Here is a 21,329-nt window from a genome sequence, read left to right on the forward strand (position 1 = left end):
ATTTTACTTGGAAAGAAGGCTAAGCGTCCCGGTAAAAAATGGGAAATAACGATGGGTGCTAGGCTTATGTGGGTTCGGGCTACACGATGTCAGAACAACAGGTTCACAAAGGGCCGGGTATTCTTCCAGCGATAGCTGTGGAAGTCGCGCCGGTCGGTGCTGAGAATCCGTCCGTGGTCCAGCGCTTCCGCCAGCAAGACCAAGGACGCATCCGCCAAGTCCATGGGCAAATCCGCATACTGCCGCATGAGTTGCGATAACCTGGGGGCGTGGGCATGTTCCAGCGGGAACGCTTGAAACCCGCCTTGCCGGTAAAGGTCGAGGAATTTCAACTGGGCTTCCACGCCTTGGCGCTTCAGCAGCAAATGACAGGTTTCGGTCATCACCGGCCAGGTCGAAATCAGCGATTCGTCCAAGCCCGCGAAGGTGCGTTTTGCCGACGCGTGGTGCTGGTCTTTGGGGCTGGCGAGGGCCACCCAGAATCCGGTGTCGGCAATAATCATGTTTTGTCCGACCAATCCAGATGCGCCTTGTAGGTTTCGGAGAGTTCGGGTTCGGCGTCCAAGCAGCCGACGAAGCCCAGTTTTTCGGCGAGGCGCAGGGCTTCCGGGCCGATCAAGGTTGTCCGGGGTTCGGCGGGCAACGGGTGGCGGGCGCGGAGACCGCGCAACAGGTCCAGGGCTTCCTGGGCCAGGGGCACGGGAAGTTGGTCGATTTCGCGGTGGAGTTGTTCGATGGGGTTCATGGAAGCGGCTCCGGTGGTTTGGGGTTGGGCGATTATAGCCAGGGGCGGGTTTGGGCGGCATGGGTTGGAGTACGGACAGGGTTCCGGCCCAAGCCTTATTTCCAAGCAGCCTGCACCGTTGCCCATTCCGCCGCGCCGTAGCCCGCCGCCGTGGCGGCTTCGGCGAGGCGGGTTTGGATTTGGGGTGCGGGCAGGTGTTGGGCTAGCAGGAGTTGGCGGTAATTGCCGAAAACTTTCCGCAAGCCAGGGTGTTCGTGGCCGGTTGCACGGGTAAATAGCAGGAAAATCACCAGAGCCCGGCGCATGAGCGGCTCGGCCTCCGCCAGCCGGTTCGTGGCCTTCAACAACAGCGCGAGGTTGTTGAGGCGGATGGCGACGTTCGGATGCTCCGGCCCGTAGCTCTTCTCGTCGATGGCGAGCGCCCTACGCATGAGCGGCTCGGCCTCCGCCAGCCGGTTCGTATCCTGCAACAACAGCGCGAGGTTGTTGAGGTCGGTAGCCACGTTGGGATGCTCCGGCCCGTAGCTCTGCTCGTCGATGGCGAGCGCCCGACGCATGAGCGGCTCGGCCTCCGCCAACCGGTTCGTGGCCTGCAACAGCTGCGCGAGGTTGTTGAGGGCGGCGGCGACTTTGGGATGCTCCGGCCCGTAGCTGTTCTCGTCGATGGCGAGCGCCCGGCGCATGAGCGGCTCGACCTCCGCCAGCCGGTTCGTGTCCTGCAACAACGAAGCGAGGTTGTTGAGGGCGGTGGCGACGTTCGGATGTTCCGGCCCGTAGCTTTTCTCGAAGATTTTCACCACCCGGCGCATGAGCGGCTCGGCCTCCGCCAACCGGTTCGTGGCCTGCAACAGCTGCGCGAGGTTGTTGAGGTCGCGGGCCACGTCGGGATGCTCCGGCCCGTAGCTCTGCTCGTCGATGGCGAGCGCCCGGCGCATGAGCGGCTCGGCCTCCACCAGCCGGTTCGTGGCCTTTAACAACTGCGCGAGGTCGTTGCTCGCCACCGCCCGATCCTTCTCGTCCATCGCCAAAGCCAGGGCGGCGCGAAGGTGTGGTTCGGCTTCAGCATAAAGGGCCATGAAATAAAGCGAATCGCCCAACCGCAGCCGCGCCTCCCACCAACCCGGTGCCTTGTCCGCCACCGTCCGCAACAAGGCCAAAGCCCCTGCCCGGTCCTGCTTGGTTTCCAGCAAATCGGCTTGTAGCAGCAAGGGCTGCAATTTCTTCTTGAGATTGTTCAGCGCCGATTCTTCCTGGGTCGCGGCGCGGTCGATACCGGCGAGGGCTTCGGCCTTGTGGCTCTCCAAATACTGGAGCGCCGATTCGCCGCCCTCCTTTTCCAAAATCCGGCTGGCTTCCTTGAATATGGGATCGGGATTGCCCGCCAAGCCTTCGCGGATCGTCGCCACCACATCGTCCACCCGCGCCAGGGCGGCATCGCGGCCTTTTTCCAGTTCGCGGAGGGCTCCCCAGTGCTTGCCTTCGCTGCGGGCGGCTTCGGCATCGCGCTCGAACCGCGCCCGGATTTCCGTGCGTAGCCGTTCGCCGATCATCGCCGGGTCGATGGTTTCCGCAACGGTTCGCTCGACATGGCGCGGCAAGTACCAATACACCCCGCCGCCTATCCCCGCCAAAGCCAGCACAATCGCCAAACCCACCGCCAACATCGTCCCCCGATGCCGCTCATGCTCCACCCGCAAGCGCCGCGCCTCCTCCCGCAAGACATGGATTCGCGCCTCCAACCCGGCGGGGTCCGCCGGAGTCTCGTACAGGATTTCCCCGCCCAGAATCGCCCGCCGGTGCGCCGATTGCAGACCGCGCTTCTCGTCGTCCTCGGCCTCCGGCTCGGCATCGAACGGGAAACCCTCCGGGCAGACGAAGGTATACACCCGGAACCGCCCATCCCCGCGCTTCCGCTGCAACTCGCGGCCCAGGTCGTATTCCAGCTGGGTATAGGAGCGGCGCTCGGCCCCTTGCGGCAAGCGGGCCGGATCGGGCTCCGCGCCATAGCGGAAACCGACGATATGGATGAGCGCCTGACATTCGGCGATGCGGTCCCCCAACATCTTGCGGACCTCGCGGTAATCCGGCCCGAAATGGCTTTGCTCGACCGGATGGCAACCGATGGTCAACAAGGCTTGGCTCACCAACTTGCGCACGCTGCGCAAATCGCCGCTGGTGGCGGACACGAACACCAGGGGCGGCGCGTTCACAGGAACGGCCTCGCGGCTGGGACCACGGACAAGAGGTATAGCGGCATGACACACTCCCGACGGACCAAATCTGTCCGCCATTGTGCCAAGCCCCGCAACCAGCCGCCAGCCCGTGACGCCTGGACGATGAAACCGTAGCCCTGGCCGGATAAATGCCAAGCGTGGGCTACGGCATTCCAACCGTAGCCGGATCAATCCCAAACTGGGATGAAATCCATCCAAGCCTGGAACCCGCCCGTCCAAAGCTGGCTTTGGCCAGGCCAAACATCTCCAAAGCCAGCGTTGGACTCCCAACGGCACAGCCAACACCGTCCCGGTAGCAATCCATTTCCCAACTTTCCAGCCCGCCATCCGCACCGGAACGGCGCGGATCGGTTCATCCCAAAAGCCTTCCTTCTATATAATGGCCCGTTGTTTTCCGGGGGCCGCGTTGCCATTGGCAACCGCGTCAAATTCTTCCAATAATCATCAAGAGGGCTTTGCTTTGATACGCGCTTTCCTTTTACTGTCCTTGCTATCGCTGGTTCCAGAGCTGGCCTCCGCCGAAGAGTCGGACGTCCTGGGCCTGACCGGCACCCACCGCGGCCTTTACTGCGTCATGGTGTTCATCGTCTCCTACGCCTTCGTGATGACGGAGGAATTCACCCACCTCCGCAAATCCAAACCCGTCATCCTGGCGGCGGGCATCATCTGGGCGCATGTGGCCTATCTCGCCTCCAGCAATGGCGTGTCCGCCGAAAAAGTCCACGTGGCCTTTGAACACGACCTCAAGGAATACGCTGAATTGTTCCTGTTCCTCTTGGTCGCCATGACCTATATCAACGCCATGGCCGAGCGCAATGTGTTCGAGGCGCTGCGCTCCTGGCTGGTGCGCCGCCAGTTCGGCTATCGCTCGCTGTTCTGGATCACCGGCATCATCACCTTCTTCCTGTCCTCGGTGGCCGACAACCTGACCTCGGCCCTCCTGGTCGGCGCGGTGGTAATGGCCGTGGGCGTCAATAGCCCCAAATTCGTGGCCCTGGGCTTCGTCAACCTGGTCAGCGCGGCCAATGCCGGTGGCGCGTTCAGCCCCTTCGGCGACATCACCACCTTGATGGTGTGGCAGGCGGGCAAGGCCGAGTTCTTCGATTTCTTCCATTTGTTCATTCCGTCCGTGGTCAACTTCGTGGTCCCGGCGGCGATCATGCACTTCGCCATCCCCAACGAAGCGCCCACCGCCACCGATGAAGAGCAAGTCCAGATGAAGGATGGTGCCTTGGCGATCTGCGGCTTGTTCGGCCTGACCATCATGACCGCCGTGAGTTTCAAGCAGTTCCTGCACCTGCCGCCGTTCATGGGCATGATGGTGGGCCTCTCGTTCCTGATGCTGTACGGCTACCGCCTGAAAACCGTGTTCTACGGTCCCGGCAAGGATAAGTTCGACGTGTTCAACAATGTCCGCGACGCGGAGTGGGATACCTTGCTGTTCTTCTTCGGCGTGGTGTTCGCGGTGGGTGGCCTGGGCTATATCGGCTATCTGGAACTGGCGTCCGAAGCCATGTACGACGGCCTCGGCCCGACCACGGCCAACATCCTGATCGGCGTGCTGTCGGCCATCGTCGATAACATCCCGGTGATGTTCGCGGTGCTGAGCATGGACCCGGAGATGGACCTGTACCAGTGGAACCTCGTCACCCTGACGGCGGGCGTGGGCGGCACCATGCTGTCCATCGGCTCGGCGGCGGGCGTAGCTTTGATGGGCACTTCCCGCGGCATGTACACCTTCTTCAGCCATCTGAAGTGGACCCCGGCCATCGTCGCCGGTTATGCCGCCGCCATCTTCACGCACTATCTGCTGAATAGCCCCTGATCCCTGAGGATCGCTGTCCTACGCAAAAAGGCGTTGCCGCAGGGCAACGTCTTTTTTGATTACCGCCCCCGTCGCCGGCGTCCGCCCTTGGCCTGCCGGGGTTTCTTCCGGCCCGCGGGCAGCTCCCGGACCGCGTGCGGAAATGCGTCCATCCCACGCAACACCGGAAAACCCCACATCCACGCCCCCACCACCCCCAAGGTCGCGCAACCGCCGAGCAGGATGGCGGGCACCAGCCCGAACCATTCGGCGGTCAGCCCCGACTCGAATTCGCCGAGTTCGTTGGACGCGCCGATGAACATCGAATTCACCGCGCTGACCCGGCCCCGGATGGCGTCGGGCGTTTCCAATTGCACCAGCATATGGCGGATATAGACACTGACCATATCGCCCGCCCCCATCAAGGCCAGCGCGGCCAGGGCCACGGCGTAATCCTGCGACCGGCCCAGTACCAGGGTGGCCGCGCCGAACAGCCCGACGCCGCCGAACATCCACCAGCCGACATGGCGCCGGATCGGCCAGCACGCCAAGGCCAGCGCCGTACACGCGGCCCCCAAGCCCGGTGCCGTCCGCAACCAGCCCAACCCGGTCGGTCCCGCATGCAGCACATCGCGGGCATAGGCCGGTAGCAAGGCGGTCGCCCCGCCGAACAACACGGCGAACAAATCCAGCGAAATCGCCCCCAACATCACGGGCCGCGACCGCACGAAGCGCAGCCCTTCCAGCACCGAATCCAGGCTCATGGGCGGATTGCCGCCCGGCTTTTTCGGCTCGCCGTGGACACAGCCCATCAACAAGGCGGCGATGGCCAAGCCGCCGGTCACGCTGGCGTAGACCGTCTCCGGCCCGGCCAGATACAGGAAACCGCCCAAGGCCGGTCCCGCGATCACCGCCACCTGGAACACCGAGGAATTCAGCGCCACGGCCTTGCCGAACACCGCGGCGGGCACGAGGTTGACCACCACCGCCTGGCTGGCGGGCATCATGAAAGCACGGACCGAACCATACAGCACCATCACCGCGAACACCGGCCACACCACCGTCAAGCCGACCCAGGTGAACGCGAGCAAAGCCGCCCCGCACAGCATCTCCACCAGGAAACACAGCGCGACGATGCGCCGCCGGTCGAAGCGGTCGGCCACCTGCCCCGCCACCAGGGCCAGCGGCACGAAAGGCGCGAACTGGGCCAGGCCGACCCACCCGAGATCGAGGGCGTCCGAGGTCAGGGCGTAAACTTGCCAGCCCACCGCCACGCTTTGCATCTGGATCGCCACGGTGGCGAGGAAGCGGGCGCTGAGGAACAAAGCGAAGTCGCGATGGCGCAAAACACCGAATTTACCGGAAAAAGAACTCAACGGGGATACCTATAGTGGAAGATTCGAACAGGACGCCACCTGGGGTCCAAAGCTGGCTTTGGACGCTATCAATATTGCCAAAGCCAGCTTTGGACTCCAACGGCACCACCCGATTCGGCGGCGTTGCGCTTGGGCCGACGGGAACGGATGGCTAGACTGTCGCCTTGAAAAGCACCGCTGGGCCGCTTCCCACTCCCGGAGATCACCCGATGAACCTGCTCGACAATCTGTTGCTCAACACCGATTCCTATAAATCCAGCCATTTCCTGCAATATCCGCCCGACGCCAGCGGGATGTTTTCCTATTTCGAATCGCGGGGCGGGGCGTTCGCGGCCACGGTATTCTTCGGGCTGCAAATCATCCTCAAGGACTATCTCTCCAAGCCCATCACGGCGGCGCAGATCGACGCCGCCGCCGAATTCTGGCGGGCGCATGGCGAGCCCTTCGACGAGGCCGGTTGGCGCTACATATTGGCCGAACACGGCGGCCATCCGCCGGTCACGATCCGGGCCGTCCCCGAAGGCACGCGGGTACCCGGCCACAACGCCCTGTTCACGGTGGAATGCACCGATCCCCGCGTGTATTGGATCATTTCCCATCTGGAAACCCTGCTGGTGCGGGTGTGGTATCCGATCACGGTCGCGACCCAATCCTGGGAAATCAAGCGCCTGATCCGGGAATATCTCATTGCCACCTCCGACGACCCCGAGGGCCAATTGCCGTTCAAGCTCCACGATTTCGGGGCGCGGGGCGTGTCCAGTGGCGAATCGGCGGCCATCGGCGGTTGCGCCCATCTGGTCAATTTCCGGGGCACGGACACGGTGTCCGGCATCCTGGCGGCCCGCGAATATTACGGCGAACCCATGGCCGGTTTTTCCATCCCCGCCGCCGAACACAGCACCATCACCGCCTGGGGCCGCGAGGACGAGGCCGCGGCCTACCGCAACATGTTGCGCCATTTCGCCCAGCCGGGTGCCCTGCTCTCGGTGGTCTCGGACAGCTACGATGTGTTCAACGCCGTCGAGAACCTCTGGGGCGGGGCTTTGCGCGAGGAGGTGGTCCAATCCGGCGCGACCCTGGTGATCCGGCCCGATTCCGGCGATCCGGTGGCGGTGGTGGGGAAAGTGGCGGAAATCCTGGACCGGCGCTTCGGCTCCAGCGTGAACGGCAAGGGCTACAAGGTCTTGCGCCAGGTCCGCATCCTCCAGGGCGACGGGGTCAACGCCCACAGCATCACCGCCATCCTGGAGCGGCTACAAGCGCTGGGTTTCGCCGCCGACAATATCGCCTTCGGCATGGGCGGGGCGCTGTTGCAACGGCTGGACCGCGACACCCTCAAATTCGCCCTGAAATGCTCGGCGATCCGGCGCGGCACGGCCTGGCTCCCGGTGTCCAAAGACCCGGTCACCGATCCCGGCAAGCGCTCCAAGGCCGGGCGCTTGTCCCTGTTCCGCTCGGAGACCACCGGGGAATACGCGACCTTGCCGCTGGTGGACGGCCAGCCGCCCGGTCCCGAATGGCGCGACGCCATGGAAACCGTGTGGGAACGGGGACGCTTGCTGAGGGATTGGAGTTTCGCGGAGGTGCGGGCGCGGGCCGGGCGGTTCGTGTAGCCGTAGGGTGGGCACGTGCCCACCCAATAACCACGGGTAGCTATTGGCTACGGGCGGCGGGCTTGGCCGCGGGGGTCGGCGCGGGCGTCTCGTTGGCCGCGACCTGGGTCTGGGCCGGAGCGTGTGGCATGACCGAAACCGGCACGCCCAACGCGGCCCATTGGTACAACCAACCGGCGTCCTCGGAAGAGTTGGGCCAACGCTTATTATTCCTGCGGGTCGCCATATTGACGCAGCCATGGCTGGCGGGATGGCCGAAACCGTTATGCCACCATGCGCCATGGAAGGCGTAATCCTCGTAGAAATATTGGGCGTAGGGCACGTCCTCCACCACGTAATAGCCTTTCTCGCCGGGCTTGGCGCGGCTACGCATGGTCTTGGTCGGGAAGCGGGCGTAGATGTAGAACGAGCCGGTCACGGTGGGGGTATTGGGCTTGCCGGTACTGACAGCGAAGGTTTTCACCACCTGGCCGTTCTCGATGGCCAGGGCGCGTTGGGTGTCGAGATAGACCAGGATTTTCTTGTCGGACCCGGTGGTGAAATGGGACACCAGCGGTTTTTCCAGGATACCGCCCAGCACCGATTTCGGCCCTTTGGGATCGACGCTGGCCTCGATGGCGGAAGACGCGGGCCAGCCGCCGTTCGGACTGAATTGCAGCTTGTGCTTGTTGAGCCACTGCCATTTGCCGGGGATGGCTTTGCCGTCCTTGGTATGGACCGAGACGAATTTGCCCACCTCGTCCTTGTTCGCCAGCAACTCGCCGAAGGTGATCCGCAAGGGGATCGCCAGCCCCAGATTGGACTGGCCGTGGTTGCTGATCTCGGCGGTCAAGGGCGGCGGGGTGCTGATTTGCAGATGGACCGGCGGCACGGGCACGCCGGTCGCGGTCTTGAACCGCAATTCCACCGCGTAAGTTTTGTTCTGGGCGTAGCGTTGGGCGGTCAGCCGGAAATCGCGGTGGTTGGCGGCGGGTTCGATGGTGAACGGCAAATCGCCCTGGGTTTCGAGTTGGCCCACGGGCCGGTCGAAGCTCAACGCCAAGGAGGCATCCGGGGCCAGCGCCCGCTGTTCGGGGCCATCGAGCCTGGGGATGGCGACCGTGGCGAAACTGATTTGCCGGGTTTCCCGCTGGCCGAGCCAGGGCCGCTCCACGCTAGCCTTGAGGGTATAGCGAGTACCGAAGGCCAGGGGCGTGTCATGCTGGAATTCGGAATCGCTCAGCTTGCCCTTGAGCAGTTTGCCGGATTCGTCGCGCAGTTCGACCTCGAACAGGCGCGTGCCCAAACCCACCCCCTCGACTTCGATGGGCGTGCGCGGATCGGTGGCGGTATTGCCGTCGAGTGCCGGCATCTCGATCCCGAACGGCGCCAATTCCTGCCAACCGGCATAGCCACCATAGGCCATGACCGCCACGGTCAAACCGGCCCCGAGCCACCGGCCCCAGCCAGAGAATGCTTTTGAGAATGTCGTGGATACCTTCACGATTGACCTCGTCATGCTTAATACGGGCCTTGCCCGTCCATCCCGGTCCAAGGCACGCTGGGCAGGGAACCAGCCTCAGTAGGGCGGGCACGTATCCGTGCCCGCCGCAATACCCCGCAGGTGGGCACGGGTACATGCCCACCCTACGCCAAAACCCAGACGCCTGCCCGCAGCCCATTGTACGTCGCGGCGCGGGAATGCCAATCCTTTCCGACTTCGATCCCGACCGCCCCAAGGTGTTCACGGCGCGGGCGGCCCGGCTTCGATGAGGTTGACGCACCTGGCCTTTGCGGAGAGAATACCCAATTTTCCCAAACCCACCGGAATGAGGTTCCAGCCTTGGCTAATATTGCTTCCGCGAAAAAACGCGCCATCCAATCCGAAAAGCATCGCACCCATAACGCCGCCCTGCGTAGCCGCCTGCGCACCTTCATCAAGAAGGTGATCCTGGCCGTGGACGCCGGCGACCTGGCAGAAGCCCAGGCCGCTTTCCGCGCGGCGGTGCCGATCATCGATTCTTCCGTGAACAAGGGCTTGATCCACAGGAACAAAGCCGCCCGCAGCAAGAGCCGCCTCAACGCCCGCGTCAAGGCCCTGGCCCTCAAAGCGGTCGCCGCCTAAGTCACAGGATGGCGCGAGGCAGGCCATGCCGACCCTGCCTCACGGGCCATCGTTCAAGCCAATACCAAATTATCGCGGTGGATGAGTTCGGGCTCGTCCACATAGCCCAATAGCTTCTCGATCTGCGAACTGGGCTGGCGCAGGATCAAGCGCGTTTCCTCCGCGCCATAATTCACCAGGCCACGCGCCACCTCAACGCCTTCCCCGTCCACGCAGGCCACCAAATCCCCCCGGCTGAACTCCCCCTCCACCGCCGTCACCCCGATGGGCAGCAGGCTTTTGCCCGAGTCCTTGAGCATCCGCACCGCGCCCGCGTCCAGGGTCACGCGGCCTTTCAATTTGAGCTGTCCGGCCAGCCAGCGCTTGCGGGCCAGGAGCGGCGATTCGTCCGGGATCAGGAAAGTCCCGATTTCCGCGCCCCGCATCAGCTTGGGCAGGACTTCCGGCTCGCGCCCGCAGGCGATGACCGTGGCCGCGCCGGAACGCGAGGCCAGCCGCGCCGCCCGCAGTTTGGTGATCATGCCGCCCTTGCCCAGGCCGCTGCGGCTCTCGCCCACCATATCGCCCAGCGCCGGATTGCTGATGCTGGATTGGTGGATCAGTTGGGCGGCGGGGTCCAGGGTCGGATCGCGCTCGTACAGGCCGTTCTGGTCGGTCAGGATGACGAGGAGGTCGGCTTCCAGCAGGTTCGCCGCCAAGGCACCCAGGGTGTCGTTGTCGCCGAAACGGATTTCCTCGGTGGCGACCGTGTCGTTCTCGTTGATGACCGGCACCACGCCCAATGCCAACAGGGTCAGCAAGGTGCCGCGGGCGTTGAGATAGCGCTGGCGATTGGACAAATCGTCATGGGTCAGCAGGATTTGCGCCGTATGCAGACCGTGTTGTTGGAACATCGATTCGTAGGTCTGCACCAAGCCCATCTGGCCCACGGAGGCGGCGGCTTGCAATTCGTGCAGGGCGTGCGGGCGGGTTTTCCAACCCAGGCGGCTCATGCCCTCGGCCACCGAGCCGGACGATACCAGCACCACTTCGGTGCCGCCGTGGCGGATCGCGGCGATTTGCGCCACCCATTGGCCGATGGCGGCAAGGTCCAGCCCGCGCCCGCCGCCGGTCAGGAGGGCGCTGCCGATTTTGACCACGATGCGCCGGGCCTGGGCGAAATCAGTCCTGTTCCGCATCGTCCCCGTCCTCCTCCGCCGCTTCGGTAGCTTCCGCCTTGGCCTGCTCCAGGAAATCCATCACGCGGTACATCAAATCCTGGAGCCCATCGCCTTGCAGGGCCGAGATATGGAACACCGGCCCGTCCCAGTCCAGCGCCTCGACGATGGCCGCGCAATGGGCCTCGGCCTCGTCCGCCGGGATCACGTCCATCTTGTTGAGGACCAGCCAGCGGGGTTTCTCGTCGATGCCCTCGCCCCATTTCTCCAGTTCGCCGATAACCTTGAGCGCCGATTCCACCGGGCCTTCCTCGCTCTCATACGGTCCGGCATCGACCAAATGCAGCAACAAACGGGTGCGGGACAGGTGCTTGAGGAACTGGATGCCCAGCCCCGCGCCTTCCGCCGCGCCCTCGATCAAGCCCGGCACATCGGCCATGACGAAGCTGCGTTGCTCGTCCACCCGCACTACGCCGAGATTGGGATGCAAGGTGGTGAAGGGATAATCGGCGACCTTGGGCCGGGCGGCGGACACGGCACGGATCAGGCTGGATTTGCCCGCGTTGGGCATCCCCAAGAGGCCCACGTCGGCGATGAGCTTGAGTTCGAGCCGGAGGTCACGCTTCTCGCCGGGCTTGCCGGGGGTGGACTGGCGCGGGGCGCGGTTGATGCTGCTCTTGAAACGGGTGTTGCCGAGGCCATGCCAGCCGCCCTTGGCGACCAAAAGCTGTTGGCCCGCCGCCACCAAATCGCCCAGTAGTTCGTCGGTCTCGGCGTCGAACACCATGGTCCCAGTCGGCACCTGGACAAAAAAGTCGGCCCCGGCCTTGCCGGTGCAATTGCCACCCATGCCGTTCTGGCCACGCTCCGCCCGGAACACCGAGTGGAAGCGGAAATCGACCAGGGTATTGAGGTTCTCGGTGGCGACCAGATAGACGCCGCCGCCGTCGCCGCCATCGCCGCCGTCGGGACCGCCGAACGGGACGGATTTTTCACGCCGGAATCCGACGCAACCATTGCCGCCGTCGCCGGCTTCCACGCGGATTTCCGCTTCGTCAACGAATTTCATAGGGGTATACCGACAAAAAAGCCCCGTCGGTGACGAGGCTTTTCATTCTCCGCCGGGCAGGGTGGAGCCAGAAGGCGCTTAGCCTTCCGACGCCGGCACCGGGACGATGCTGACGAAACGGCGGTTCAAAGGACCCTTGGTCTTGAACTCGACGCGGCCTTCGGTCAGCGCGAACAAGGTATGGTCGCGGCCCAAACCGACGTTCTCGCCGGGATGGAAATGGGTGCCGCGCTGGCGGACGATGATGCTGCCGGCCGGGACCAGTTGGCCACCGAAGCGCTTGACGCCGAGGCGTTGGGCATTGGAGTCGCGACCGTTGCGGGAACTGCCGCCTGCTTTCTTATGAGCCATTGTCGAGGCCTCGCTTGGGATTAACCGGAGATGCCGGTGATCAGGATTTCGGTGTAGTTCTGGCGGTGGCCGTTGCGCCGCATGTAGTGCTTGCGGCGGCGGAACTTGATGATCATGACCTTGTCGTGGCGGCCATGGGCTTTGACGGTGGCGGTGACCTTGCCGCCGTCGATGTAGGGGCGACCGACCTTGATGCCGTCGTCGGTCTGGATCATCAGGACTTTGTCGAATTCGAATTCTTGGCCGGCTTCGGCGGTCAGGGTCTCGACCTTGAGGAAGTCGCCTTCCTTGACCCGATATTGCTTGCCGCCTGTTTGTATTACCGCGTACATGGGGTGTGGCTCCAACGGAGGGGAAATCTGTAAAACGCGGAATGATAGCGGCGGGGCGGGGGGATGGTCAAGGCATTGATTTGTCGGATCATCCGCGCATCGCAGGGGGAACGGCCCCATTCCGCCAAGAACGAAAAAGGCACCGGGCGCGGACCCGATGCTTTTTGTGATTCCGGGCTTGGAATCGGTCACAGCGCGACCAGGATTTCCCCCTTGCCCAGCCCGCACATATCCCCGGCATAGCGCCGCACCCGCTTGAGTTGTTCGCCCATCGCGGCAAACGGCGTATCCAGCCCGGCGAAACCCTTCAACAGCAACGGGATGAAGCCCAAGGTATGGCTACCGCAGTCGTTGAAGGTGGCGGGCAAAGCCTCCGGCGTTTGCAGCAACAGCAACGTACCCCGGCCCATGGCGTAGCCGATATGCTCGCCGACCTTGCCCCGCACGATGATGGTGCCCGCCGTCATGCGCGAGCCGAGATAGCCGCCGGCATCGCCCTCGATGAGGATCGCGCCGCGCCGCATATGGTCGCCGACCCGGTCGCCCGCCTTGCCCTTGACGATGACCACGCCCCCGGCCATGCCCTTCTTGTTGCCCGGCAGGCACGCGCCCAGGAAATCCCCGGCATCGCCCCGGACCAGGATTTCGCCATTCCGCATCTCGCAGGCGGCGTAGGCGGCGACGCTCCCACCGACGGTGATTTTCCCGCCCTTGAGCCCCATGCCGAGATAACTGCCCGCGTCGCCCTCGACCCGGATTGCGCCCTGGGCCATGCCCTTGCCGATGAAATCCAGCTTGCCGGTCACGCCCCGGAACACGATCAGGTCCGCGTCGCCCGCCCCGATGGCGAATAGCTCATCCGTCCGCAATTGGCGGTTGCCGGTTTGCAGCGGGATCGCGCCGATCTCGTCCAAGGTTTTCCCGGCCAGGCGGTCGGGCGTCAGCGGCGCGACATCGATGCGCTGTTGCGGTTCGGTCTTGAGCGTGAAGATGAGCGCCGTCATGCCATGATCTCCTGGAGTTGGAAGAGGAAAGGACCGAGCTTGCCGCCGTAGTTGCCCGCGCTGATGCGGCGGATGCCGTTGGCCGCGCCCAGGCCGCACACGGCTTGGATGCCGACCCGCATCGCTTGGTTGATATCAGCCTCGGTCAGGCCGTCGATCACGATTTCCATCACCGATTCGATTTCCGGGCTGAGTTCGCTCTGGGTCTGGCCCTTCAAAGTGGGACAGAAAGCGTCGTTGGTGGAGGCCGACAGCGCCTTGTACTTGGAGCCGACCTTGGACCCGGAGCGTACCACTCCGCCGGGGAAAGGCATGATGACATTCGGCACTTTCCGCATGGCCTCGATGGCGGCTTCGCAGGCGGCGAGCGCTTGCGGCTGGGATTCGGCCAGGATCAGGAAATTACCGCCGCCGATGGCTTTCACCATGCCGGTGGTTTCTTCGCAGAGGAATTCGCCGTCCATCACCGGCACCCGCCAATAGCGTTTCCCGGCGATGCGCTTGGAGATTTGGAAACCGTCGCCGAAGAAGCGCAGGTTCTTGCCCAAAGGAATCGGGTCGCCCTCGTGGATACCGGCGAACAGGGCCGAGGTCGGCGCGGTCAGCACGCATTGCCCGGCGCGGGTTTCCAATTGCTTGGCCAGCCCTTTACCGCCCATGGCGAAGATCATGGCGGAGATGCCGGGGCGTCCGTCCGGGGTTTCTTCGGGGGAGAGTTCACGTTCGATGCCCGCTTCGCAGCCGCAGGCGATGACCGAGGTGGCGAACCCGGTCATGGCCTCAGCGGCGATCCTGGCCCATTTGGCGTTCTGGGCGGTGATGACGACCCGCGTGGCCCTCATGGGGAAGGCTTCGGCGAAAGTGGCGTCGATTTGTACGCCGTTAATAATCATTCATGGCTCCACGGCTGGTTAATATAGGTATTCCGAGCGGTCGGGTTATGCCTGCCCCCGGCAAGGATGCACCAAAATCTTGCTCCGCCCGTCGCCCTCGATTTCCCAATCGCGGATCATGAAATTGTCCATCTTCATCGTCATATAACGCTCGAAATAGGGTTTGAGGCGGGTTTCTATCGCCGCCCGGTCGAAATCGGGTTTCACGGTGTGGACGTTGCCCCACACCACGTTGACCACCTCGCCGTGTTTCACCACCAAGGCGCCATCCTTGAACACGTAATCGGGCCGGGTGAACATCGCTTCCTTGTCGTCCTGCTGGGTATAGACCGTGATGTCGGCGGCGGCCCCCGCGCCCAGATGGCCCCGGTCGCGTAGCCCCAAGATGCGGGCGGCCCCGGCGCGGGTCATGATGGCAATTTCGTACAGGCTGTATTCGCGGTCGATGGAACCCAAGGTGCTGTACGCCGCCGCATCCGGGTTGATGCGGGCCAACATGTCGTTGCGGAAACCCTTGTCCATCAACAGCCGGATCAAATGCGGATAGGTGGTGAAAGGCGCACCGTTGGGATGGTCGGTGGTGAGGAAAATCCGCCACGGGTCTTCGGCCAGCAGGAAAATTTCCAGGCCGATACACCATTGCAGGGCGTTGACGAAATTCTTGTCCCGATACTTGAACGGCACCACACCGCAACCGGCATCGCACTCGATGTCCATGCACACCCATTTGTTGGGCGAGGCGTGGTGTGAATTAGCGAACTGGCGCATGGAATCGCCCGAGGCGGTCACGGTCTGGCCGAACAAGATTTGGCCCACATCGACGGTGATATTGGGATTCTTGTTCAGGGCTTCGGCGATTTGGGCCGCGCCGGAGGAAAACTTGCGGTCACCCTCCAACCCATAACTATGGAACTGGATGTGGGTCAGGTGCATGGGCAAGCCTTCGATCCCGGCGATGGTGTTCAGCGTGGTGTCGAGATTGCCGGGAACGCCCAGGTTGCAGCCATGCACATGCAAGGGATGCGGCACGCCCAGGTCGGTCAGGGCGCGGGACAGGCTTTGCAGGATGCGGCGTGGGGTGACGTGGTAATGGCGGTGTTCCTCGTCCAGGTCGAGTTGGCGCTGGTTGAACTTGAAGGCGCTGATGCCGCCCGGATTCACCACCTTCACGCCGATGGCCTGCGAAGAGTGGAGAGTCCAGGCCACGTAATCGTTGATGACCGATTGTTCCGCGCCGGAGGACAACAGGCGCAAAAAGAAATCATCGCTGCCCAGCATCACATAACCGCCCACATCCATCAGCGGCACATCGGCCATTTCCATATGGGCCTGGCGGGCGTTGATCGGCAGCACGGCGGGCTCGAACCCGGCGGTATAGCCCATCTCGGCATAGCGGTAGCCGGTGGTCAGGGTCGAGGGCACGGCATGGCCGCAACCGGCCCGCTTCAAGCCCTCGTGCGCCACCGGGTCGCGGCGGTGGTCTTCCGGCAAGAGGTTACGGGCGATGGTGACTTTGCCACCGCCGATATGGGTGTGCATATCGATGGCTCCGGCCATGACGACCTTGCCCCGGCAATCGTATTCCTGGTCGGGCGGGACGCCCCCGGCATCGGCGACGATGCGGCCATCACGGATGTAAATATCCCGGATTTGGCCGTCGATGTGATGTGCGGGGTCGTAGACGGTGCCACCCGTGAGTTTGGTCAGCATGAGGGGAAGTCTCCAATGTTGTTGCGCCGTGACGCCTGGGGTCCGGTGGATCGGGGAAGGATAGGGAAGCGGGGGCGAGTTTTCAACACGGAGGCCATGGGAATGGCGCGAAACCGGATGGGGAAGCGGGAGCGTCCCCACCCGGTTCGGAGTCGGCAGAGCGCTTATCCGGCGGTCGGCGGCGCGTAGGGGTCTTTCGGGAAGGCGGTGGGCTCCCGCGATTGCAGGCGGTACTTGGACGAGGCGATATAGGCAGCGAGACGCAGGCGGTTGATCCCGCCCAGGGGCCGGTGTTCCCTAAGGCTATGCCAGGGCGTGAACACCAGATGCTCGCACTCGGTGGCCCGCAGGGGGTTGTCGAAATCCTGCGGTTGGATAACCAGGGTGGCGACGGCCTCGAACGGGGCGATATCTTCCGGCCAGACGGCGGTGGCGTCCTCGATGGGGAGGGCGTTGGTGGCGCGACGTTGCACCAGGAAGTCGAACACCACGGCTTGGCCGGTCTTGGGGTCCAAGGTCTTCTTCAAAGCTTCGCGCAGATAGCTGGGCCCGGGATTGGCGGGCACCGGGGTATTGCCCGGATTCCTGGGTTTCACCGAATACTTCACCGCCAGGTTCTCGCCCAACAGGAATGGGGAAGCCGAGAAATATTGGCTTTCCACCGGGTTGCCCATCGGCGTGGCGGCGATCTTGCCAACGATGCCCAAGGTCCGCTTCTTGGCGTCGCTGAACGGCGGGGTGAAGAAGGGTCCGAGATTATCGTTGTTGGCAAATTGGGAACGGGTCAGTTCCAGATATTCGGCCACATCGGCGAAGGCGAACATCGGCAGGTTGATCATCAGGAAGTCCTGGGTCTTGCCGCCGGGTGCGTCGAGCAGGGTCTCGCCCTCGACATTCATCACCTTGAGCGCGATGCCCCGGCTGGACGCCGCGCCCTTGGCATCGACATCGGCCTGCACCAGGGCCGTGGCGTTGGAAAAGCGCACCCAGGTCTTATAGCTCTTCCCCGGCGTGGCGAAGATACCCTGCCGGTAGGCCGACGGAATATCGGCGTTCACGGTCAGGGTGGCCTCGACACAGCCATGGTCCTTGGGATGCACGCCGCGCCGGGCCATGCTGCCGGGATAGCGCTGCTGCAAAAGCTTGCGGGTCAGGTCGGCGATCTCGGCGATCTGGGCGGCTTCGCCGGCAGGGACGGTTTCAAACGGATGCGGGGGTAAAGTGGGGAAATCCATGGTCTGTCCTCCTGCGTGATGGTTTGGGTACGGGCCGTTCCCGCCTGGGGGCGGAAAACGGCCCTTGGGGCCGGGTGGCCGCTTATTTCGGGGCGATCAAGGCCTCGGGGTCTTTGAGATACTCGATCAAGGCCATCTTCTGCTCATGGCTATAGGTCTGGCCCTTGGGATAGACATGGCCACCATTGCCGTTGCCGGGCTGGGTGGTATCGAACTGGAACAGCGGAGCGTTGCCGCACATGGCCGGGCCGCCCAAGGGAGCGGTGGCGACGAAGCCCAGGTGTTTCAAATCCAGTTCGCGGCTGCCGACCCAGAAGGTCTTGGAGCGCTGTTCGGGCGGCGACAGCAATTCGTACAGGTTTGGCACCGAGCCGTTGTGCAGGAAGGGCGCGGTGGCCCAGATGCCCAGCAAGGGACCGGCCTTGAGGCTGATCGCCGCCGTCTCCGGCACTTCCGGGTAGGACTGCGGCGGTTGGCCGGGTTGGAACGGCTTGAAACGGTAGCCGGAATATTCGAGGAATTTCTCGCCGCGCTCCCTGGGATCGGGGAATTGGTCCACGAACGCCTGTTGCAGCGTGCCGCCCACCGCGCCGCTGAAGAATACCGCGGCGGGCACGATGGGACCGGGCATGGGGATGACCGGCTTGCCGTTCATCGGGCCCAGCACCCCTTCCAGGCTGCCGGTCTGGGTCATGCGGGTGATGAGGTTATGGGTATAGAGCGGGTCGGTCCCGACATCCTTCAACAGATCGGCCTTGATCGTGATAAAGCGCAAGCCCTTCATATTGTCCTTGGGGTCGGTCAGTTCGCCGGGACGGTCATAGGGTGGCATGTGATGGCAGGAACGGCAATCCGTGTCGAACAAGGCCTTGCCGACCTGGGCTTTCGCCAAGTCGATCCCGCCGAACAGGTCTTTGCGCCAAGGCGGCGGCCGCAAATCCCGCAGCCAGTTCTCGAACTCCTCCAGTTCCCGCAGCAACACGGTGGAGTGCAGCCGTTCCTTGGGGTCCGCCGCCGTGAAGGTGGTGTCCCCGAACACCCCCAAGACCTCCCCGGCATTGCGCGAAATCGGGCTGCTGGCCACGGGCGCCCATTGCACGAAATCCAGGTCCGGGGCCACCCACAGGAACGGATAGCTGACCGGGGCGCTGGGCGGACGCAGGTTGAACGGCTTCTGGAGATCGAACACCGCCAAGGCGTTGATGATCTGGCCCAGGGCGTCGATCCGGCCCGAACCGGCGTGGTCGGGCGGGGTACGCATCCACATCTCGCCTTCCATCCTGAGCGCGACGGTTTGGTAGCTGCCGACGAAGGCTTTCAGTTCATCCTCGGTGGGCGGATGGCCGTACACGGCGGCCGCCAGCCGCTGGGTCTTGCCGGCATCGAGGCGGGTGGCCTTGACCGCCTCCGCCAACTCCGCGAAGAACGCGCCGACATCGGCGAGGCTGGGCGCGCCGTCGATGCGGACCTGCTTGCCGTGATAGGTGACATCGTTGGTGTGGCAGGCGGCGCAGTTCATACCGACCCAGGGGCCGGTGCCCGGCACATCGACCGGGTCTTTGGCGAAACCGATGGGCAGGCCGTCGTGCTTACCGGCGCTGGCGGCGTCGTAGATCAAGCCGAAGCGGCCGATATGGGCGGGATCGATGAATTTGGCGGTGCTGTTCTTCTGTTCCAGGTTCAAGAACCAGCTATAGGGGAACAAGCGCGAGCCTTGCGGAGTGTAATAGAACAACTCGCGCATGGCTTGGTTCCAGTTTTGGTTATAGCCTTGCAAGGTAGCTTGCTCGGCGGTGGGCGCATAGAGCCCGCCGTAATCGGGGCGTAGGGTGCCATAGCCTTCGGCCTGTGCGCCGGAGGCCGCCCCGGCCAGGGCGAGCCACGCGCCCAAACCAGACAGCCTGGATTTTCTAAGGAAGGACATGATGTTTCTCCTCGTTCTTGTTCTCTGTGGATAGGGAATCGAATACCGGTCTGTATTGCGGGCCGGCTTGCACCGTTAGGGGATGGGCGGCGCGGACAGCGGGTGGTGGACGGGTTTTGGGCCGATCCACGCCGTCGGGGGTCGCGCCTGTTTGCGTCGAATGGCGGAGCCGGGGGTAAAACAGTTGCGCCAGGAAACCCTTGTTTGGCTGGAACCGTCCGCCCGCTAAGCATGGCCGGAACAGCATGGCAGTGCCCGCACCGATTCAACACGTTCGATTTTGAACCAATCCGCTGGCTTTGTGAATCGCCCCCCCACCGCTAATCCTGTCCCTAATGGCTATACGGGTTTATACCTCGCTTTTTTGTGGCGGGCTGATAGCGTTAAATGGCTAGGTTCGGTGGCAAATGAAGCGGCAAGCGGCGACGATCCGGGCAGTCATGGCGGAGGACACCCCGCATTCCGGTATGGATCGCCCCAAAAATCCCGGTTTGAAACCACAACCCCGGCAATCCATGGCCATAAAAAAAGCCGGTCACGTTCATGACCGGCTATGCCAACAGACCACAGGCGGCGCGATTATCCCTTCACGCACAACACCTGCTTCAAGCTGTGGACCACTTCGACCAAATCGCTCTGGTGTTCCATGACCCTGTCGATATCCTTGTAGGCACCCGGCAACTCATCGACGATGCCGCCGTCCTTGCGGCATTCCACACCCAGGGTTTGTTCCTCGGCGTGGCGCTCGTCGAATTGGCGCTTGGCCGCCGAACGGCTCATGCGCCGCCCGGCCCCGTGCGAACACGAGCAAAACGCCTGGGGATTGCCCTTGCCGCGCACGATATAGGATTTGGTGCCCATGCTGCCGGGGATGATGCCCCATTCGCCCTCGCCCGCCCGGATCGCGCCCTTGCGCGTCACCCACACGGTTGCGTCGAAATGGCGCTCGCGGGCCACATAATTATGATGGCAATGGATCACCTCCTTGGTCACGCCGAACCGGGGAAGTTTCTTGCGTAACACCTCGGCGATCAGATACAGCATTTCCCGGCGGTTGGCGGCGGCATAATCCTGCGCCCAACCGATGGCCTCCACATAATCATCGTAATGCTCGGCCCCTTCGGTGAAATAGGCCAGATTCTTATCGGGCAGATTATGTAGATGCCGCCCCATATCCTTACGGGCCAAATTGGTATAGTACTCGCCGATGGCGCTGCCAATGCCCCGGCTACCGGAATGCAGCATCACCCAAACCGCCTGGTTCTCATCCAGGCAAAGCTCGATGAAATGATTGCCGCCGCCCAAGGTGCCGATTTGCCGAATCCAGGTTTGGTAGGGTTTTTTTTGCAAGGAATAAAGTTTCGGATGTTTCTGCAACAGCCGATGCAATCCTTGCGACAAAGCCCGGATGGTGGATTCGCGGGCGCGGTCCTGCTTGTGCATATTGAACCCCACCGGAATGGCGGCTTCGATGGCCAAGCGCAAAGACCGGAGATTATCCGGCAATTGATCGGCCTGGATCGATAACCGCAAGGCGCTCATCCCACAGCCAATATCCACCCCCACCGCCGCCGGGATAATCGCCCCCAGGGTGGGAATTACCGAACCCACCGTCGCGCCGATGCCCGCGTGGACATCGGGCATGACCGCGATATGGCTATGGATGAACGGCAGTTGCGAGAGGTTGTACAACTGCTGCATGGCCTCGGAGTCCACCTCGTCGGTGTAGATTTTCACCGGCACCCGGCCCTTGGTCATAATCCTTTGAATAGGCATGG

Annotated in this window: 18 protein-coding genes; 3 read left to right on the forward strand and 15 right to left on the reverse strand. The window is 63.3% G+C overall.

Annotated features, from left to right (window positions below):
- Positions 1-89 precede the first annotated feature (89 nt).
- From B9N93_RS17710 to B9N93_RS17720, 3 genes are all read right to left on the reverse strand, one after another.
- On the reverse strand, positions 90-503 hold the full coding sequence (locus B9N93_RS17710) for a type II toxin-antitoxin system VapC family toxin (RefSeq protein WP_085215563.1): 414 nt from the start codon (positions 501-503) through the stop codon (positions 90-92).
- Positions 500-745 carry a hypothetical protein gene (locus tag B9N93_RS17715; protein WP_085215564.1) on the reverse strand — a complete coding sequence of 82 codons (246 nt, stop codon included), beginning with the start codon at positions 743-745 and terminating at the stop codon, positions 500-502. The genes B9N93_RS17710 and B9N93_RS17715 overlap by 4 nt, the downstream gene beginning before the upstream one ends.
- A gap of 95 nt (positions 746-840) precedes the next feature.
- Positions 841-2,955, reverse strand: coding sequence for a tetratricopeptide repeat protein (locus B9N93_RS17720; RefSeq protein ID WP_176225312.1), 2,115 nt, complete (start codon positions 2,953-2,955; stop codon positions 841-843).
- A 484-nt stretch (positions 2,956-3,439) separates the two neighbouring features.
- Here B9N93_RS17720 and nhaD point away from each other — a divergent pair, with 484 nt between their 5' ends.
- Positions 3,440-4,804 carry a sodium:proton antiporter NhaD gene (nhaD, locus tag B9N93_RS17725; protein WP_254899422.1) on the forward strand — a complete coding sequence of 455 codons (1,365 nt, stop codon included), beginning with the start codon at positions 3,440-3,442 and terminating at the stop codon, positions 4,802-4,804.
- A 59-nt stretch (positions 4,805-4,863) separates the two neighbouring features.
- Here nhaD and B9N93_RS17730 read toward each other — a convergent pair whose 3' ends face one another.
- Positions 4,864-6,159: an MFS transporter gene (locus B9N93_RS17730; protein ID WP_085215567.1), complete on the reverse strand. Its 1,296-nt coding sequence runs from the start codon at positions 6,157-6,159 to the stop codon at positions 4,864-4,866.
- A 209-nt stretch (positions 6,160-6,368) separates the two neighbouring features.
- Between B9N93_RS17730 and B9N93_RS17735 the strand changes: the two genes are divergently transcribed.
- Positions 6,369-7,772 (forward strand): nicotinate phosphoribosyltransferase, encoded by a 1,404-nt coding sequence (locus tag B9N93_RS17735; RefSeq protein WP_085215568.1) that lies wholly within the window; start codon positions 6,369-6,371, stop codon positions 7,770-7,772.
- A 40-nt stretch (positions 7,773-7,812) separates the two neighbouring features.
- Here B9N93_RS17735 and B9N93_RS17740 read toward each other — a convergent pair whose 3' ends face one another.
- Complete coding sequence (locus B9N93_RS17740) at positions 7,813-9,255, reverse strand: L,D-transpeptidase (protein ID WP_217807317.1); 1,443 nt, start codon at positions 9,253-9,255, stop codon at positions 7,813-7,815.
- A 339-nt stretch (positions 9,256-9,594) separates the two neighbouring features.
- Between B9N93_RS17740 and rpsT the strand changes: the two genes are divergently transcribed.
- The gene (gene rpsT / locus B9N93_RS17745) at positions 9,595-9,876 is read left to right on the forward strand and encodes a 30S ribosomal protein S20 (RefSeq protein WP_085215569.1); all 282 of its coding nucleotides are present in this window, start codon (positions 9,595-9,597) and stop codon (positions 9,874-9,876) included.
- Between the two features lie 53 nt (positions 9,877-9,929).
- On the opposite strand, the gene proB is transcribed toward rpsT, so the two are convergent.
- The 10 genes from proB to B9N93_RS17795 form a co-directional block, all read right to left on the reverse strand.
- Positions 9,930-11,054, reverse strand: coding sequence for a glutamate 5-kinase (gene proB, locus B9N93_RS17750; protein ID WP_085215570.1), 1,125 nt, complete (start codon positions 11,052-11,054; stop codon positions 9,930-9,932).
- Entirely contained in the window at positions 11,038-12,102 is a 1,065-nt protein-coding gene (cgtA, locus tag B9N93_RS17755; protein WP_085215571.1) for an Obg family GTPase CgtA, read from the reverse strand. Before cgtA ends, proB begins: the two co-directional genes overlap by 17 nt.
- A gap of 78 nt (positions 12,103-12,180) precedes the next feature.
- A complete protein-coding gene (rpmA, locus tag B9N93_RS17760; RefSeq protein ID WP_085215572.1) occupies positions 12,181-12,453 on the reverse strand; it encodes a 50S ribosomal protein L27 in 273 nt (90 codons plus the stop codon).
- A 20-nt stretch (positions 12,454-12,473) separates the two neighbouring features.
- The gene (rplU, locus tag B9N93_RS17765) at positions 12,474-12,785 is read right to left on the reverse strand and encodes a 50S ribosomal protein L21 (protein ID WP_085215573.1); all 312 of its coding nucleotides are present in this window, start codon (positions 12,783-12,785) and stop codon (positions 12,474-12,476) included.
- A 188-nt stretch (positions 12,786-12,973) separates the two neighbouring features.
- A complete protein-coding gene (locus tag B9N93_RS17770) occupies positions 12,974-13,789 on the reverse strand; it encodes a formylmethanofuran dehydrogenase subunit C (RefSeq protein WP_085215574.1) in 816 nt (271 codons plus the stop codon).
- The gene (gene fhcD, locus B9N93_RS17775) at positions 13,786-14,682 is read right to left on the reverse strand and encodes a formylmethanofuran--tetrahydromethanopterin N-formyltransferase (protein WP_085215575.1); all 897 of its coding nucleotides are present in this window, start codon (positions 14,680-14,682) and stop codon (positions 13,786-13,788) included. The genes B9N93_RS17770 and fhcD overlap by 4 nt, the downstream gene beginning before the upstream one ends.
- A gap of 45 nt (positions 14,683-14,727) precedes the next feature.
- Positions 14,728-16,392, reverse strand: a complete 1,665-nt coding sequence (locus B9N93_RS17780; protein ID WP_085215576.1) for a formylmethanofuran dehydrogenase subunit A — start codon at positions 16,390-16,392, stop codon at positions 14,728-14,730.
- A gap of 164 nt (positions 16,393-16,556) precedes the next feature.
- Positions 16,557-17,627 carry a catalase family protein gene (locus B9N93_RS17785; RefSeq protein ID WP_085215577.1) on the reverse strand — a complete coding sequence of 357 codons (1,071 nt, stop codon included), beginning with the start codon at positions 17,625-17,627 and terminating at the stop codon, positions 16,557-16,559.
- A gap of 82 nt (positions 17,628-17,709) precedes the next feature.
- Positions 17,710-19,551 (reverse strand): di-heme-cytochrome C peroxidase, encoded by a 1,842-nt coding sequence (locus B9N93_RS17790; protein ID WP_125469049.1) that lies wholly within the window; start codon positions 19,549-19,551, stop codon positions 17,710-17,712.
- A 579-nt stretch (positions 19,552-20,130) separates the two neighbouring features.
- The gene (locus B9N93_RS17795) at positions 20,131-21,327 is read right to left on the reverse strand and encodes an RtcB family protein (protein ID WP_085215579.1); all 1,197 of its coding nucleotides are present in this window, start codon (positions 21,325-21,327) and stop codon (positions 20,131-20,133) included.
- Positions 21,328-21,329: the final 2 nt, after the last annotated feature.

The sequence above is a fragment of the Methylomagnum ishizawai genome, from assembly GCF_900155475.1.
Classification (GTDB): Bacteria; Pseudomonadota; Gammaproteobacteria; order Methylococcales; family Methylococcaceae; genus Methylomagnum; species Methylomagnum ishizawai_A.

Excerpts from the sequence above, each read along its gene's own strand:
- cgtA (WP_085215571.1), bottom strand. The coding sequence starts at position 12,102 with ATGAAATTCGTTGACGAAGCGGAAATCCGCGTGGAAGCCGGCGACGGC.
- B9N93_RS17735 (WP_085215568.1), top strand. The coding sequence starts at position 6,369 with ATGAACCTGCTCGACAATCTGTTGCTCAACACCGATTCCTATAAATCC.
- B9N93_RS17715 (WP_085215564.1), bottom strand. The coding sequence starts at position 745 with ATGAACCCCATCGAACAACTCCACCGCGAAATCGACCAACTTCCCGTG.
- B9N93_RS17785 (WP_085215577.1), bottom strand. The coding sequence starts at position 17,627 with ATGGATTTCCCCACTTTACCCCCGCATCCGTTTGAAACCGTCCCTGCC.
- rplU (WP_085215573.1), bottom strand. The coding sequence starts at position 12,785 with ATGTACGCGGTAATACAAACAGGCGGCAAGCAATATCGGGTCAAGGAA.
- B9N93_RS17790 (WP_125469049.1), bottom strand. The coding sequence starts at position 19,551 with ATGTCCTTCCTTAGAAAATCCAGGCTGTCTGGTTTGGGCGCGTGGCTC.
- fhcD (WP_085215575.1), bottom strand. The coding sequence starts at position 14,682 with ATGATTATTAACGGCGTACAAATCGACGCCACTTTCGCCGAAGCCTTC.
- B9N93_RS17780 (WP_085215576.1), bottom strand. The coding sequence starts at position 16,392 with ATGCTGACCAAACTCACGGGTGGCACCGTCTACGACCCCGCACATCAC.
- B9N93_RS17710 (WP_085215563.1), bottom strand. The coding sequence starts at position 503 with ATGATTATTGCCGACACCGGATTCTGGGTGGCCCTCGCCAGCCCCAAA.
- proB (WP_085215570.1), bottom strand. The coding sequence starts at position 11,054 with ATGCGGAACAGGACTGATTTCGCCCAGGCCCGGCGCATCGTGGTCAAA.
- B9N93_RS17770 (WP_085215574.1), bottom strand. The coding sequence starts at position 13,789 with ATGACGGCGCTCATCTTCACGCTCAAGACCGAACCGCAACAGCGCATC.
- B9N93_RS17795 (WP_085215579.1), bottom strand. The coding sequence starts at position 21,327 with ATGCCTATTCAAAGGATTATGACCAAGGGCCGGGTGCCGGTGAAAATC.
- rpmA (WP_085215572.1), bottom strand. The coding sequence starts at position 12,453 with ATGGCTCATAAGAAAGCAGGCGGCAGTTCCCGCAACGGTCGCGACTCC.